We start from the raw sequence: 14,691 nt of genomic DNA on the forward strand, positions 1-14,691 counted from the left end.
TCCTTGGTTCTTGATATGGCTTAATCAAACCAAATGCCACCGCCTTTGTCGATGATTTACCGTTGAAAATTACTTAATCAAACTTCTTCTGTTGGCGCATGGCTTTCACGTTGCCGCGCTGCTTTTTGGCGTCGACTCTGCGCCTCTGACTGGCCTTGGTCGCCTTGGTGGGAATGCGTTTTTTCTGTGTTACGCCAACACTGGCTACCAAAGCAATAAACTGTTGCAGGGCTTCTTCCCGGTTGGCTTCCTGACTGCGGGATTGCTGGCACTTGATAATGATCCTGCCACTTTGGGTAATGCGATGGTCGCTTTTGGCCAGCAGGCGCTCCTGATACATCTCTGGCAGGGAGGAACCCCGAATCTCAAAGATTAGCTGTGCTGCGGTGGACACCTTATTGATGTGCTGGCCTCCGGCGCCGCTGGCCCGGATAAACTGCCATTGAATTTCATTTTCCGGCAGGAATACACGGTTTGAGATTTTTATCATGGATATGCTAGTTTGCCGTATCAGTTTCGCTGAGTTGGTTTTACTGCAGCGAAGCATACCAGTTTCGCAGTCTCTTTTGGGGGAAACGCCCTATGCTATGCCAGATTCAGGATATTGCCAAAGGGGTAATCAGCCTGTTTGTCAGTGGTCGAATATCCAACGAGGATTATGTTCAGTGTCTCCTGCCTTTGATGGAAAGTGCCCGTCAGCAGGGAGAGAAAGTGTGCCTGTATATCGAGGCCGATGTGTTGCTCGAGGGATGGGAGGTGCTGGTGTCACCGGACGTCAGTCAGCAACCTTTGCCGCCTCTGGACGCCCTGGTATTCGTTGGTGGCCCCGACTGGGTTGGCAATGCTGTACATCTGCTTGGTCCATTTTTGAATGGCGATATTGCCTGGTTTCCGCTGGAGAAAAAACAGGACGCCAGAGAGTGGATTTCACTAAGAAGTCAGACAAATTGTTGATAAATTGAGTTAGTATTGACGCGCCGATGAGATTTTTAATCTTCAAAAAAGGAAAACGAGATGAAATCAGTTAAAGCTTTGCTGGCAGCCCTGTCAGTAATGACCCTGTTGGCGGCCTGTGCACCTGAAGTAGGCAGTGAAGCCTGGTGCAAAGAGATGAAAGAGAAGCCAAAGGGTGACTGGACTGCCAATGAAGCGGCGGATTACACCAAGCACTGTGTATTTAACTAAATCGCTGTAAAAGCCTCTGTTTAACAGGGGCTTTTGTTTTTGCAGTCACCAGCTTGTGTTGATCTTGTTCACAGCCCGAGTGCTGATAAGTCTAAAAACTTCTCAAAAGACTTGTTGTTCGGGAACTCGCGCCTACAATCCGGGTCTGTTAAATTAATTACTCTTTATCAACTTCAGGACAGCATTAAGTGCTTAATTCGGTCTCACAGGGAATGCACAAACTGGCGCGGGCAATGATTGCCATCGTGCTGTTGCAGTTTGCTGCCGCCAACCTGGGAGCCCATCAGCTGCACGCTGGTAGCCCTGAAGATGAAGATATTGAACATGCTCACCTGCACTTTGTGGCTCCGGTGCAAACCCTGGAGCAGTGCGTAGATTGTGTCTGTGAACCGGACAACCCGGATCCTAGGCATGTGCTGGAACACAGCAAGGACGAACACCAGCATCTGGTGACAGAGCTTAAGCAGTTCGATCTGTGTCTGGACTGCCAGTGTCATGGTGGCGTCGTCAGTATGTTGTCCTATGTATCCGCCTTGCCGGATGCTCAACCTGAGTTTATTTCCCCTTTCAGCGATGGCCTGTATCTGCCTCCTTTGGTGCAGCCTGACTATCGCCCTCCTATCGCCTGATCCCAACTCAAAATCCAAATATTCAGTGTGCGTTGACCTCAACCCATAAGGTCGCCTTGCGTCCGGGTGTAGGTATTGAACTTGAATTTGATCTGATGTGAATGAGCCCTGTGCGTCTGTACAAGGCAATACATAGTCATATCCGCACACTGCCAAAAATGCTTTTTTGAAACAGGATTGGTTATGAAGAAAACCATTTTGGCTATGGCGTTGGTGGGACTGTTTGGCAGCCCCATAGCGTCTCAAAGCTGGGCCGCATCAAGCTTGGCCGCATCGGCCTCCAGCGCTATGGCCGGATTGCCCGGTGATATGGCACCGGCTCAACACCATAGTGCAGAGTACAGAGCAGCAGTCTCCCATGAGTGGACAGTTCAACTGCTTGAAAACATCAATAAGCTGCCGGAAATGGCGGCACAGCAGGCTCGTGCCCGTCAACTGGGCTTCGAGCTGGAGGCGGCCTCTCAGGCGGTTTACAACCCGGAGCTGGGCCTTAGTTATGTCAATGGCCCTGAAGATACCTATGGTATCGAGTTGAGTCAGACCATCGATTGGGGAGACAAGTCCGGTAATGCCCGCAGTCAGGCCTTGCTAACGCAGCAGATTGCCCAGCTGGAGATGAAGCTGGAGCGTAGTCGTCTGCTGGGTGACTCCCTGAGTGCCTTGATTGAGCAGCGCCTGCGTAACAAGGAGCTGGCGTTTGCCCGTCAGCAGCTGGAATACGCAGGTACTCAGCTTGAGATTGCCCGTCAGCGGGTTGCCGCCGGAGATATCTCCCAGGCTGAGTTGGAGCTGATGTCCATGGAGCTGGCCGGTAACAGTGCCGACTATGCCATGGCTGAGCAGGCCGCGCTGGCGGCAGATATTCAGGTGATGTCCCTGCTGGGAGCTGAGTCTCAGTCGTTCTCCGATTTTCTGCCGCTGATCTCCATCGATGGCTTTGCGGCTGTGGATATGCAGTTACCTGCGCTGGAACTGGTTTACAAGCAGGTGCAGCTGGCCAAATCTCAGGCTGCAGTTTCCCGCAGTGATAACAGTATCGACCCAACTATCAGCCTGAGTGCTGAGCGGGATGGCGATGATAATAAATTCGGTATCGGTGTTTCTGTGCCGCTGCAGGTGCGCAACAGCTACCGGGATGTCAGCGCCGCAGCGGATGAGGCGGTGACAGTCGCCGAGCAGGGTTACCTGTCCACCGAGCGTTTGCTCAAACAACAACACAAGCAATTCCAAATGAGTGTGCCCAGATTGCAGGAGCGATATGGCGACTGGCAGCAGCTGGCATTTTCTGCCGGCTCTCAGGCCGCGAGCTCTCTGGGCCAGCAGTGGCAGCTGGGTGATATCAGTACCAGCGACTATCTGCAAAGCCGACGTCAGCTATCCGCCAACTATCTGGTGGGACTGCAGCTGGAAACCGCCATTTACCAAAGCTGGATCGACTGGCTGGCGGTATCGGGTCAACTGGAAACATTCATTCTCAAGCTGGCCTCTCAAGCCCAAACCCAAGCTCAAACCCAATCAGGGCCGCTGGCTGAATAAAGGAATTGCATCATGAAAACCAATAATCAAATCAAACTGTCTGCTGTTGCCCTGGCTCTGACCTTGAGTATGGCGCTGTCCTTATCCTTTACTCCTGCAGTGATTGCAGGTCCGGGCCATGGTCATGGTCCTGAGGAGGCAGAGGTCAAAGAGGGTGAAGATGACCATGGTCTGCACCTGAGTGCCGAGCAGATGCAACTGGCGTCTATCAAGCTGATGCCTGTGGCTGAGCAGGCATTCAGCCTGGACTCAGTGGCAACGGCTACCCTGACTGTAGACAGAGACAAGACAGTGACCCTGGCACCACAACTGGATGTGCGGGTGTTGGCCCGTCATGTGGTGCCGGGTCAGGAAGTTAAAACCGGTGAAGCGCTGCTGACGCTGGGCGGCGCCGCCGTGGCGCAGGCCCAGGCGGATTACATTAATGCCGCAGCCGAGTGGAAGCGGGTCAGCAGTATGGACAAGAGTGCTGTCAGCGCCAGTCGTCGCCTGCAGGCCCAGGTCGATGCTGAGCTAAAGCGTGCCATTTTGCAGTCTTTGAAGATGACGCCAGCCCAAATTAAAACCCTCGAAAGTCGCCCACAATCCATTGGTCAATATCAACTGTTGGCGCCGATTGATGGTCGCGTGCAGCAGGATGTGGCCCAGCGTGGTCAGGTGTTTGCTGCAGGTACTGCCTTGATGCAGCTGACCAATGAGTCATTCCTCTGGGTTGAGGCTCAGTTGACGCCTATGCAGGCCGAGGAGTTACAAGTCGGTGCCAAAGCCATGGTGCGCGTGGGTGATAAATTGCTGCCCGCCGAAATCATAGGTCGCTCCCATGAGCTGAATGCGGTGACCCGCACCGAGCAGGTGCTGGCACGTTTGCATAACCCGGGACATGTGTTGCATGCCGGTCAGTTTGCTGAACTCTACTTTAAGCAGGCTGTTGCCAACGCCACAGCCGATTCAAACAGCGGTAGCGAAGGTCCAAAGAGCGATAGTCATGGTGTAGTACTGCCAGATGCGGCGCTGACCCGCAGCAGTGACGGTCACTGGCAGGTGTTTGTGGCCGAGGGCGATGGCTTTGAGGCCAAAGAGGTAACAGTGCTGGAGCGTCAGCGGGGCATGAACCTGGTCATGGGTCTGCACCATGATGAGCAGGTGGTGGTATCCGGCGCCTTCTTCCTGGCATCAGAGCAGGCCAAGTCTGGCTTTGATATCCACAATCACTAAGGCGCAGCGCTGAGGCAAGCAATATGTTGAATAACTTGATTCAGGTGGCAGTGCGCCACCGTTTGCTGGTGTTGTTGGCGTTGGTTTCAGCCCTTATCGCCAGTGTCTTTATTCTGCCGAGGTTGAATCTGGATGCGTTTCCCGATGTGACCAATGTACAGGTAACTGTTAATACCGCGGCTGAAGGTCTGGCGGCGGAAGAGGTGGAGAAGCTGATCACCTATCCGGTGGAGTCGGCCATGTACGCGCTGCCGGAAGTCACGGAAGTGCGCTCTCTGTCCCGCACGGGCCTGTCTATTGTTACTGTGGTGTTTGCCGAGGGCACAGATATCTATTTTGCCCGTCAGCAGGTGTTTGAGCAGTTGCAGGCGGCCAAGGAGATGATCCCATCAGGTGTGGGTGTGCCTGAAATCGGCCCCAATACCTCAGGCCTGGGGCAGGTGTATCAGTACATTCTGCGGGCGGATAAAACCTCCGGTGTGAGCTCTGATGAACTGCGCAGTCTCAATGACTATCTGGTGAAGCTGATTTTGATGCCGGTTGGCGGCGTCACAGATGTGCTCTCCTTCGGTGGTCATGTGCGTCAGTATCAGGTGCAGGTAGATCCCAACTTGCTGCTCAGCTATGGCCTGAGCATGGAGGATGTGACTGCGGCGCTGGAGAGCAATAACCGCAACGCCGGTGGCTGGTTTATGGATCAGGGCCAGGAGCAGCTGGTGGTGCGGGGTTATGGTCTGCTGCCCTCCGGTGATGCCGGGCTGGAAGCTATCGGCCAGATCCCGCTGACCGAATCGGCAGGCACCCCGGTGCGGGTGGCCGATATTGCCAGAGTGGATTATGGCTCTGAGATCCGTGTGGGCGCAGTGACCATGACCCGCAAGGCCGATAATGGCGAGGTAGAAAACTTAGGTGAAGTGGTTGCCGGTGTGGTGCTTAAGCGTATGGGCGCCAACACCAAGGCCACCATTGATGATATCGCCGAGCGGGTGCAGTTGATCCAGCAATCTCTGCCTGAGGGTGTGCACTTTGAAGTGTTTTACGATCAGTCGGATCTGGTGAAAACCGCGGTGACCACAGTAGCCGATGCCTTGCTGATGGCCTTTGTGTTCATTCTGGTGGTGCTGGCGCTGTTTTTAGTGAATATCCGCGCCACTGTGTTGGTGCTGCTGTCGATCCCTGTGTCTATCGCGCTGGCGTTGATGGTGATGAGCTACTTTGGCATGTCGGCTAACCTGATGTCACTGGGTGGCCTGGCCGTGGCTATCGGTATGCTGGTAGACGGCTCTGTGGTGATGGTGGAGAACATCTTTAAACACCTCTCTCATGCTACTAATACCGAAGGAAAGGAGTCAGTGGCTCAGCGAGTGCTGACAGCCGCCCGCGAGGTATGCAGTCCGGTATTCTTCGCGACTGCCATTATTATCGTGGTATTCGCGCCCCTGTTCGCTCTGGAAGGGGTTGAGGGCAAGATGTTCCAGCCGATGGCCGTCAGTATCATCCTGGCGATGATCTCTGCCCTTGCTGTTGCCCTGATTGTGGTGCCTGCGCTGGCAGTATATCTGTTCAAGCGTGGGGTAACCGTTCGTCGCAGTCCATTGCTGGAGCCACTGGAAGCGGGCTATCGCAAGCTGCTGAAGGGTGCCATGAACAAGCCCAGGCTGGTGCTGGGCAGCGCCCTGGTGATGTTTGGTTTGAGTATGGCGCTGCTGCCACGTCTGGGGACTGAGTTTGTGCCTGAGCTGGAAGAGGGCACCATCAACCTGCGAGTGACGTTGGCACCGACGGCCAGTTTGCAAACCGCCCTGGATGTGGCACCACATCTGGAAGCCATTTTGATGGACTTCCCTGAGGTGGAATATGCTCTGAGCCGTATCGGTGCGGCCGAGCTGGGGGGCGATCCTGAGCCGGTATCCAATATCGAAATCTATATCGGTCTAAAGCCAATGGAGGAGTGGACTTCGGCGTCCAATCGTCAGGAACTGCAACACCTGATGCAGGACAAACTAAGTGTGTTCCCGGGCCTGCTGTATACCTTCTCTCAGCCCATCGCCACCCGAGTGGATGAGTTGCTGTCCGGGGTAAAAGCCCAGCTGGCGATTAAGCTGTTTGGGCCTGATCTGGATGTGCTGTCCAGTAAAGGTCAGCAACTGGCTGAGCTGGTGGCAACCATTCCCGGCACGGCCGATGTGTCGCTGGAGCAGGTGACGGGTGAAGCCCAGTTGGTGGTGCGTCCCAAGCGCGACATGCTGGCCCGTTATGGCATCAGTGTGGATGAGGTGATGAGCCTGGTCAGCAGCGGCATTGGTGGTACCGAGGCCGGACAGGTGATCGACGGCAACGCCAGATACGATATTCATGTGCGTTTGGCTAAAGAGTTTCGTAATACCCCGGATGCCATCGAAAACCTGCTGCTGACTGGCCTTAACGGCGCCACTGTGCGCCTGGCTGAAGTGGCCGATGTGGCCGTTGAAATGGCACCCCCCAATATTCGCCGCGACGATGTGCAGCGCCGTGTGGTCGTGCAGGCCAACGTATCCGGTCGGGATATGGGCTCTGTGGTACAGGATATCTATGCCATTGTGCCCAAAGCAGAGCTGCCTGCGGGTTATACCGTGATGGTCGGTGGTCAGTATGAAAACCAGCAGCGCGCCCAGCAAAAGCTGATGCTGGTGGTGCCTGTTTCCATCGCTCTGATCGCCCTGCTGCTGTACTTCTCCTTCGGTAGTGCCCGTCAGGTGGGTCTGATTATGGCTAACGTACCTTTGGCCTTGATTGGTGGTGTATTCGCTCTGTATCTCAGCGGCACTTATCTGTCGGTGCCAAGCTCAATCGGCTTTATCACATTGTTTGGTGTTGCGGTATTGAACGGTGTGGTGCTGGTGGATGCCATCAACCAACGTAGAAACTCCGGAGAGAACACCTTCGAGGCGGTATTTGAAGGGACTGCCGGTCGTCTGCGTCCGGTATTGATGACAGCCCTGACATCGGCGCTGGGTCTGATCCCGATTTTGATGTCTTCAGGCATCGGCTCGGAAATCCAAAAGCCGCTGGCGGTTGTGGTTATCGGCGGCCTGTTGAGCTCAACAGCACTGACTCTGCTGGTACTGCCAGCCCTGTACAACCTGCTTGAGGGTATGCGGTCTGTGTCGAATTCAGCCGAAGGCTGATTTGGGCTGAGTTTTTGAATTACCACTCAAGGACGAGAGAATTTTTTCGGTTGTGTCTTGCCTCAAGAGATAACACCTTCATCCTGAAAGCCGCAGGAACTGCCTAACCTTCTGTGGATATTGGGTAAGGCGCTAAGACTTAGCGCCTTTTTCTTTTCCTTATCGTCGGAAATGACCTCTTTTCTTCAGCTAAAGAGTTGCCTGCCAGTTCTGTGTTTCTCAGTCGCCAGAAAGGGTGTTTCCTTCTAGCAGAGTTGTCTGCAAGTTTTCAGTATTGAAATCCATGCTGGATTTCGCCGTTGGCTAAGGCTTGCCAAGCTGCGCTTGGATTAGTTTGTCCCAGAGGGACAGGTTGGTATTTTGCACTTGCAGTTGGGACAAGAAGTCGCCTTTCAGGCGACAGAAAGTCGTGGGTTTCCAACCCACACCTGGGCAAGAGGGGATCAACAGCAATTCCCTCTTGCATCTCCCTTGCCGCCCCAAACGAAGTTGTCACCCATCGTGAAATACTCCCAATAACGCAAACGCCACCGATTCCACATCCCTGTATCAGCGGTGGCTGACCTGTCATCCATGACAGGCCTTGCTATTGTGAGCATTTCCCTCCGGCAACTTCGAACGGGGAGTGGTGTATCCCGCGAGCCCTAGTAAAAGTGATGCATGTACTATTTTTTGAGGATTTACTTGTTACAAGCTATTTAACCGCATGATATTGTTTATCTTTTTTCTAAAGTCTGATTTTGTCGTTAAAGAATCGGATTCAGCTCGAATTCGATGTAGTTGAAGACTGGCAGCATTAAAAATCGCATCTTTCTTTTCGTCGCGTAATCTAGCCTCTGGTCGATCATGATAAAAGCTATCTACCTCAAAGAAAAATTTCGGCATATGGTTATCTGCTGGATCATATACAACAAAGTCAACTACACCTTTGAAGTAAAAGCTTTGTTCTTCTGGGCTTAAGCTTGATGATATAGATGCATATTCAAAGATATTGCTCAAAGCTACATTAGGGTAAATAAAGTACGAGGGAAAGACATCTTTTAATGCTTGATAGAACTCATATTCTAAAGAACTTTTGAATAGAGGATTTAACCAATCAGTTCGTGGGAAATAAGTTCTTTTCTGCGTGATTTCGCTTGTGACGGAGGTTTTTTTCACATTTTTTGAACCATTAATCACGTCTTTGGCTAGAGATGAGTAGCGGCAAATCTTGGCAAAACTAATGGCTTCTGAATCACCTTGTAACTCAGATGATTTCAATCCTATTTCTTCTATCTTTAATAATGCGGGTTCAGTTAAGTAAATATAACCAGCCATATTCAGCTTTATGTAATCAAAGCATAATTTTGAAACTAACACCGGCTTTTCTCTTTCAGAATAAGAGATAAATTCAGACTCTAGGAAAGAACAAATTCTTTCCCATTCTAACTTGTTATTTTTAAGAGTCGATTGCTGTGTTTTGGCTAGCTTAAGAATTTCACCCCAACTTTGGCTTGCCATAAGTCTGTAAAAGTCTTCCATAGAACCTCAAATTAGTAACATGTAATATTTTGACAATGAGGCTACCTGTTTATTTGAATAACAATTCGTCTTGTTTACCCATTTATTCGTGCTCACACAATTCATCCGTTTCAATCAGAAATCAGAAACCTAAAATTTCGTCGACAGACACTTTTACGGACAAAAGCGAGATGCCTCGCTATCTGACTCCAAAGGTCATGGTTATTGGATAGACACTACCAGTATTTGTCTTAAAAAATCGATACTTTTAAGTTAATCAGCAGATAAGTTTGCAGGGGCGTGTTAAGGAAAGTGGGGACATCCCTGAGGGATACACAGCGATTGAAAGTGGGGACACCCAAAACACTTTTGCTGAGGGATACACTGAGTCCCCGTCCGACGCTGCCGATGGTGTTGCTGAAAATGGCGTAGCGAGGCATGGATGCCGAAGCAGCGACAGTCGAATCATGGACGAGCGTCTGTAGCGATAGCCAATTTTCAGCATAAGCCTGAGGAGTTGTCAGCGTTGGTTGGGGCGCCCTTTGGGGTGGAGGGGACTTTGGGCGAGCAAAGCCCCCTCCCCGGGTGTGGGTTGGAGACCCACGATGTTCTGCCAGGCGCAGCCTGACAAACTAATGCCCCGCCGGGGCACAGTTAACTCTCGGGTTTTCCTTCCACTATCTGAGCCAGCAGATGGGTGAAGGAATTTGCCATCAACACCAGTCCTTCATAATTGTGATTGCGCCAGTCTCTCTCACGAATACCGCAAGACAGATACCAGATCTTGCCGTAGTTCCCTTTTGTCAGATCCAGTAGCAATTTGTCGTGGGAAATAGAGTTGGTAATCACCAGCAGATGGGGAGGGATTTTTGAGTCGCCATCATCGTCGACGTCACAGGCCATTTGCGTAAAAGTAAGCACATCAATGGCGTCCCGGAACCAGTCCAGAAACTCCATCCAAACGCCATTTATCCGAATATTTACCTGTTTATCAGTCAGAATTCTGCGGCCAACATGGGTCATAAACCATTTGTAGTCTTCCGGCAGACTGGTGCCCATAAAGGCTTCTATGGCGGCAATGTCGCTATCAGCAGAGTAGTAAAGCTCTGCTGTGTCTCCATCCTCAGTATCTACCGGCTCCCATTTTATTTGCGCACTCAGCTTGGCGATCTGATCTGACATGTCCTGGTTCCCTTTCCGTCACAGACTCAAACACTCGTGATTACTCATAATTCTTGGTTAAAACCTGTGATAGTGCTATGACCCAAAGGTCTGTGATAGTGTGATTTACAAAATAATAACAAATCACAGGTAACACCATGTCCAACCAGGAATCCCAACTGATTATCCGCCAGATGGCCCCCAGAGACTTTGATGCTGTGCTACTGCTTGGTGAGCAGGTCCATGGCGGAGGGTATTTGGATACTCCTCACCTTGAACAGCTATGGCAGGCCGGGATCTCCGGTGGTATCAATGCCAGTTTTGTGGCATTTCGCGGGGACGATTTACTTGGGTTCAGGTTGACGGTAGCTGCGGGAAACTGGCAACCGGATGAGTGGTGCTCGCCCGAGCTTTGGGGGTTAGCAGTGGATCGGGTTTGTTATTTTAAGTCCAACACTCTGTCAGAAGCGGCAAGGGGTCAGGGATTGGGGGGACGTTTGTTGCAGAAGTCTGCTGACGCAGTCAAAGCTCAGGGAGCTTTGGGTGGTGTCGCCCACCTGTGGCAGCAGAGCCCACATAATGCCGCCGTCAGGTACTTCACCAAGGCGGGAGGGCGATTAATTAAGGCTCACCCTGATCGCTGGAATCAGGCCCATGATAACCCTGACTATATCTGTACTCTATGCGGCGATGATTGCCATTGTGTGGCTTGCGAAATGCTGCTGGAGTTCTGATCTATGTATGACCCTCTGACCAGTTCAAATCCCCAGGGGTTACCTTTAGCCAACTCTTACTGGGCCTCTACGGTTGATATTACTCCTGCAAGACCTTCCCTGAACGGTCGTCGGCAAACTGATATTGCAGTGATTGGCGCGGGCTTTACCGGCTTACTGACAGCCCGTTATCTGGCGGAGGAGTATGGTCGTGAAGTCACTGTTGTTGAAGCGAACCGGGTTGGTTTCGGAGCCAGCGCACGCAATGGCGGCTTTGTGTTGAAAGGATCTGGACGTTTGGGGTTTGCCCAGATGGCCAGGCGCTGGGATCTGGACACTGCCCGAGGGATATATGGCGAGTTTTCAGAGGCGGTTGCCAGAGTAAAGGGGATGATAGAGTCAGACAAGATTGCCTGTGAGCCCCAGCAACCAGGTTATTTGAAAATTGCCCATAGTCCAAAGGCGATGAAGTCTCTGCAATCAGGGGCTGAGTTTATTACCGGGCAGATGGGAATGCAGGCTGAGTTTATCGAGCCGGAACGCTTTCGCCGCGAGTATTTAAACCACAGGCAATCATTCGGTGCCCTGCGTCTGGAGGACGGTTTTGGACTGAATCCTTTAAAGCTGCTGCAGGGCTATGCGCAGAGGGCACAGGAGTTGGGAGTGACGATTTTTGAGGACTCCACTGTGCTGGGTACGCAACGCACCGACAAAGGATTCACGCTGGAGACGGCAGGCGGACAGCTTGAGGCCAACGCTGTTGTTTACGCTGGTAATGCATATACCCAGCCGACCCTGACGGCTATGCTCAGTGGGCGTGCCTTGCCTATCCTCAGCAATGTGATTGTGACCGCGCCATTGACCCCGGAGCAGCTGCAAATGGTGGGGCTGCATACGACTCAGGTCGCCATGGATACCCGGGTGCTCAAATATTACTATCGGTTGCTGCCGGATAATCGCTTGCTGTTTGGGGGCCGCGGGGCTGTGTGGGGCAAGCACGCAGATAAAGAGGTGTATGTCACCCGCTTGAAACAGGCTATGGTTCGGGCTTTCCCACCTCTGGCACAGGTTGATATCAGCCATCACTGGCATGGTTGGCTGGCGGCATCTCTCGATGATATTCCCCACATTTATACCCGTGATGGTGAAGGTTACAGCCTGGGATATTGTGGTGCCGGCGTGTCATTTTCGGCTCAGGCAGCCTGGCGTCTGGCGGGCATGCTCAATGGGGTAAAACCACCTGATTTACCCCTGTATGGCCAGCCGCTGCCCAGCTTCCCCTTTGCCCGGTTTCGGCGGTTTGGGCAATGGGGTTTCTATCACTTTGGCCGGTTTATGGATGCCCTGGGATAGACTCAGACCTCCTGGGGAGTCAGCTCTGTATCCTCATCCAGAGGCAGTAGCTTGATGTTGAACCAGGCATAGCCGGCGCTGACCAAAGGGCAGATATAGTTGAAGAAGGCAAAAGGCAGATAAGCCAGAGTAGCGACTCCCAGTGTACTGGCCATAAAGGCCCCACAGGTATTCCAGGGAACCAGTGGGCTGGTAACCGTGGCGGAATCCTCCAGTGCCCTGGAGAGGTTTACCGGGGCAAGATTGGCGCGGGTGAATTCTATTCTCAACATCCTGCCGGGCAATATAATGGCAATGTACTGATCGCCAGTCACCAGGTTGGCCCCAATACCGCTTACCAGAGTGGTGATAACCAGGCTGGATGAGCTCTTCACCATGGACAGCATTCCCTGCAGCAAACGGTTCAGCAGGTCTGTTGCTTCCATCACTCCACCAAAAGCCATGGCTGCCAAAATCAACCAGACTGTGGTGACCATACTGGCCATGCCGCCACGGCTTAACAGACTGTTGAGGATAGGGTCATCGGTGTTGGCCACGTAGCCATTGAACATGGCGATCCAGAGCCCTTTAATCAGCGCCATAGGCTGGCTCAGGTTATTTTCCCCGGACAGGGCTACCGTTCCGTCAAATTGAAATAAGGCTGCACAGACTACCCCTGCCAGTGTACCCAGAATCACAGTGGGAAAAGCGGGCATCTTCCGGTAGGCCAGGTAGATAACGACCAGCAGTGGCAGCAGCAGATGGGGTCCCACGTTGAACTGAGTATCGAGCAGCTGTTCTGTGGTCGCCAGGTTGGCTTCCAGCCCTGAGGTGTCCTGAGTCAGGCCAATAATCAGAAACAGTGTCATTGCGATAATAATGCTTGGAACCGTCGTCCATGCCATATGTCTGATGTGGCTGAAGATATCTGTACCTGCCACCGCAGGAGCCAGGTTGGTGGTATCGGACATGGGCGACATTTTGTCACCAAAGTAGGCGCCGCTGATGATGGCTCCGGCCGTGATCTCTATGCTGAGTCCCATCGCCTGAGCGATACCAATAAGCGCGATACCCAGAGTGCCTGCCACTGTCCAGGAGCTGCCGATGGACAGAGCAACCATGGCACACAGCAGACAACTGGCGGTATAGAAATAATCGGGGTGAAGCACCTGGATTCCGTAGTAGATCATGGCAGGTACCGTGCCGCTTAAAATCCAGGTCCCTATCAGCGAGCCCACGGTAAACAGGATCAGCAAGGCTGGTGTTGCCAGGCCGATACTGCGAACCATACCCTCTTCGATATCCTTCCACTTGTAGCCGTTTTTTATCCCCACCAACATGGCGACACAGGCAGACAGGATCAGAGCTATCTGGTTGGCTCCCCCTGAGCTGTCAAAGGAAAACAGATAGACGGCAGTAGCCAACATAGCCATAAGGGTCACTACCGGGATCATGGCATCAATCAGGCTGGGTTGTTTGACCTTGTTCATCTTTGTTGTCTCTTATTTATTGTTATTGTGTCCTGCGGGAAGGAGGCTGGCACACTATCCGGCGCATTAGGTTATGCTGACACAAGTAACAGGCAATGGTCGATAACAAATTATTTACAAGCTTGTAGGCGATCTCTGATTCAGCCGGGAGTTTGGCCTTGTTTACGCTGCCACAGCAAGATAATCAGAGCACAGATGGCAAGGACCAGAGTTCCGGTCGACCACATCAGCATTCTGTGGCTGTGATAGAAGGCCACCAAAGGCCCCATTTCATGGGTTAGCAGGGCGGGTCCTACGCCGAAGATAATTACCCACACCAGAGTGGCTAAAGTATTACCCAGCAGAAAGGTGCGCAGTGGCAGCTTGGCTATGCCGCAGCCGATACACAGGGTTTGCTTGAGCCCCTCAACAAAGCGACTCATCAACAGTGCGGCGATACCATATTTGCCGATAAACCCGTGCAGCTTCTTTTCTGTTTCTGGTTTTACCCAGCCCTTTTCCAGCAGGACATTGCCAAACTTCAGACCGATAAAGTAACCGATACAGTTGCCGCTGAATGCCGCCAGTGCGCCCACACTCAATACCCCGGGCAGGGACATTTCGCCATTGGCGGCAAGCATACCGGACACAATAAGAAAGGACTGCCCGGGGGCAGGGACGCCAAAGCCTTCGACGGCCACGGCCAGCGCCAGAATAAACAGGCCATATTGATGCAGGTAGGGGCTGAGCTCATTGATGATGTGGTGCAGGGTATCGAGCATGG

At 52.4% G+C, this 14,691-nt stretch carries 13 protein-coding genes; 8 read left to right on the top strand and 5 right to left on the bottom strand.

Annotated elements, in window-relative coordinates; all coding sequences use genetic code 11:
• Nucleotides 1-73 precede the first annotated feature (73 nt).
• Nucleotides 74-490, bottom strand: a complete 417-nt coding sequence (gene arfB / locus L2725_RS00725) for an alternative ribosome rescue aminoacyl-tRNA hydrolase ArfB (RefSeq protein WP_249247105.1) — start codon at nt 488-490, stop codon at nt 74-76.
• A 92-nt stretch (nt 491-582) separates the two neighbouring features.
• On the opposite strand from arfB, the gene L2725_RS00730 reads away from it, so the two are divergent.
• From L2725_RS00730 to L2725_RS00755, 6 genes are all read left to right on the top strand, one after another.
• Nucleotides 583-954, top strand: coding sequence for a SpoIIAA family protein (locus L2725_RS00730; protein ID WP_249247106.1), 372 nt, complete (start codon nt 583-585; stop codon nt 952-954).
• A 60-nt stretch (nt 955-1,014) separates the two neighbouring features.
• A complete protein-coding gene (locus tag L2725_RS00735; protein WP_115137428.1) occupies nt 1,015-1,185 on the top strand; it encodes a DUF3012 domain-containing protein in 171 nt (56 codons plus the stop codon).
• A gap of 212 nt (nt 1,186-1,397) precedes the next feature.
• Nucleotides 1,398-1,814, top strand: coding sequence for a hypothetical protein (locus tag L2725_RS00740; RefSeq protein WP_249247968.1), 417 nt, complete (start codon nt 1,398-1,400; stop codon nt 1,812-1,814).
• A 183-nt stretch (nt 1,815-1,997) separates the two neighbouring features.
• A complete protein-coding gene (locus tag L2725_RS00745) occupies nt 1,998-3,350 on the top strand; it encodes a TolC family protein (protein ID WP_249247107.1) in 1,353 nt (450 codons plus the stop codon).
• Nucleotides 3,351-3,362: 12 nt separating this feature from the next.
• A complete protein-coding gene (locus tag L2725_RS00750; protein ID WP_249247108.1) occupies nt 3,363-4,565 on the top strand; it encodes an efflux RND transporter periplasmic adaptor subunit in 1,203 nt (400 codons plus the stop codon).
• 23 nt (nt 4,566-4,588) lie between these two features.
• Nucleotides 4,589-7,732 (top strand): efflux RND transporter permease subunit, encoded by a 3,144-nt coding sequence (locus L2725_RS00755; RefSeq protein WP_249247109.1) that lies wholly within the window; start codon nt 4,589-4,591, stop codon nt 7,730-7,732.
• Between the two features lie 687 nt (nt 7,733-8,419).
• Here the strand turns inward: L2725_RS00755 and L2725_RS00760 are convergent.
• A complete protein-coding gene (locus L2725_RS00760) occupies nt 8,420-9,253 on the bottom strand; it encodes a DUF2726 domain-containing protein (protein WP_249247110.1) in 834 nt (277 codons plus the stop codon).
• Between the two features lie 633 nt (nt 9,254-9,886).
• A complete protein-coding gene (locus tag L2725_RS00765) occupies nt 9,887-10,414 on the bottom strand; it encodes an SMI1/KNR4 family protein (protein ID WP_249247111.1) in 528 nt (175 codons plus the stop codon).
• A gap of 137 nt (nt 10,415-10,551) precedes the next feature.
• Here L2725_RS00765 and L2725_RS00770 point away from each other — a divergent pair, with 137 nt between their 5' ends.
• Nucleotides 10,552-11,127, top strand: a complete 576-nt coding sequence (locus L2725_RS00770; protein WP_249247112.1) for a GNAT family N-acetyltransferase — start codon at nt 10,552-10,554, stop codon at nt 11,125-11,127.
• A 3-nt stretch (nt 11,128-11,130) separates the two neighbouring features.
• Nucleotides 11,131-12,459: an NAD(P)/FAD-dependent oxidoreductase gene (locus tag L2725_RS00775; protein ID WP_249247113.1), complete on the top strand. Its 1,329-nt coding sequence runs from the start codon at nt 11,131-11,133 to the stop codon at nt 12,457-12,459.
• A gap of 2 nt (nt 12,460-12,461) precedes the next feature.
• Here L2725_RS00775 and nhaC read toward each other — a convergent pair whose 3' ends face one another.
• Nucleotides 12,462-13,928: a Na+/H+ antiporter NhaC gene (gene nhaC, locus L2725_RS00780; RefSeq protein ID WP_249247114.1), complete on the bottom strand. Its 1,467-nt coding sequence runs from the start codon at nt 13,926-13,928 to the stop codon at nt 12,462-12,464.
• Nucleotides 13,929-14,068: 140 nt separating this feature from the next.
• Nucleotides 14,069-14,689: a DedA family protein gene (locus tag L2725_RS00785; protein ID WP_249247115.1), complete on the bottom strand. Its 621-nt coding sequence runs from the start codon at nt 14,687-14,689 to the stop codon at nt 14,069-14,071.
• Between the last annotated feature and the right edge of the window lie 2 nt (nt 14,690-14,691).

The sequence above is a fragment of the Shewanella corallii genome (genome assembly GCF_023349125.1).
GTDB classification, from domain to species: Bacteria; Pseudomonadota; Gammaproteobacteria; order Enterobacterales; family Shewanellaceae; genus Shewanella; species Shewanella corallii.

Bases quoted from the DNA above. Each gene is read 5' to 3' on its own strand.
- arfB (WP_249247105.1), bottom strand. From the start codon at position 490: ATGATAAAAATCTCAAACCGTGTATTCCTGCCGGAAAATGAAATTCAA.
- L2725_RS00730 (WP_249247106.1), top strand. From the start codon at position 583: ATGCTATGCCAGATTCAGGATATTGCCAAAGGGGTAATCAGCCTGTTT.
- L2725_RS00735 (WP_115137428.1), top strand. From the start codon at position 1,015: ATGAAATCAGTTAAAGCTTTGCTGGCAGCCCTGTCAGTAATGACCCTG.
- L2725_RS00740 (WP_249247968.1), top strand. From the start codon at position 1,398: ATGCACAAACTGGCGCGGGCAATGATTGCCATCGTGCTGTTGCAGTTT.
- L2725_RS00745 (WP_249247107.1), top strand. From the start codon at position 1,998: ATGAAGAAAACCATTTTGGCTATGGCGTTGGTGGGACTGTTTGGCAGC.
- L2725_RS00750 (WP_249247108.1), top strand. From the start codon at position 3,363: ATGAAAACCAATAATCAAATCAAACTGTCTGCTGTTGCCCTGGCTCTG.
- L2725_RS00755 (WP_249247109.1), top strand. From the start codon at position 4,589: ATGTTGAATAACTTGATTCAGGTGGCAGTGCGCCACCGTTTGCTGGTG.
- L2725_RS00760 (WP_249247110.1), bottom strand. From the start codon at position 9,253: ATGGAAGACTTTTACAGACTTATGGCAAGCCAAAGTTGGGGTGAAATT.
- L2725_RS00765 (WP_249247111.1), bottom strand. From the start codon at position 10,414: ATGTCAGATCAGATCGCCAAGCTGAGTGCGCAAATAAAATGGGAGCCG.
- L2725_RS00770 (WP_249247112.1), top strand. From the start codon at position 10,552: ATGTCCAACCAGGAATCCCAACTGATTATCCGCCAGATGGCCCCCAGA.
- L2725_RS00775 (WP_249247113.1), top strand. From the start codon at position 11,131: ATGTATGACCCTCTGACCAGTTCAAATCCCCAGGGGTTACCTTTAGCC.
- nhaC (WP_249247114.1), bottom strand. From the start codon at position 13,928: ATGAACAAGGTCAAACAACCCAGCCTGATTGATGCCATGATCCCGGTA.
- L2725_RS00785 (WP_249247115.1), bottom strand. From the start codon at position 14,689: ATGCTCGATACCCTGCACCACATCATCAATGAGCTCAGCCCCTACCTG.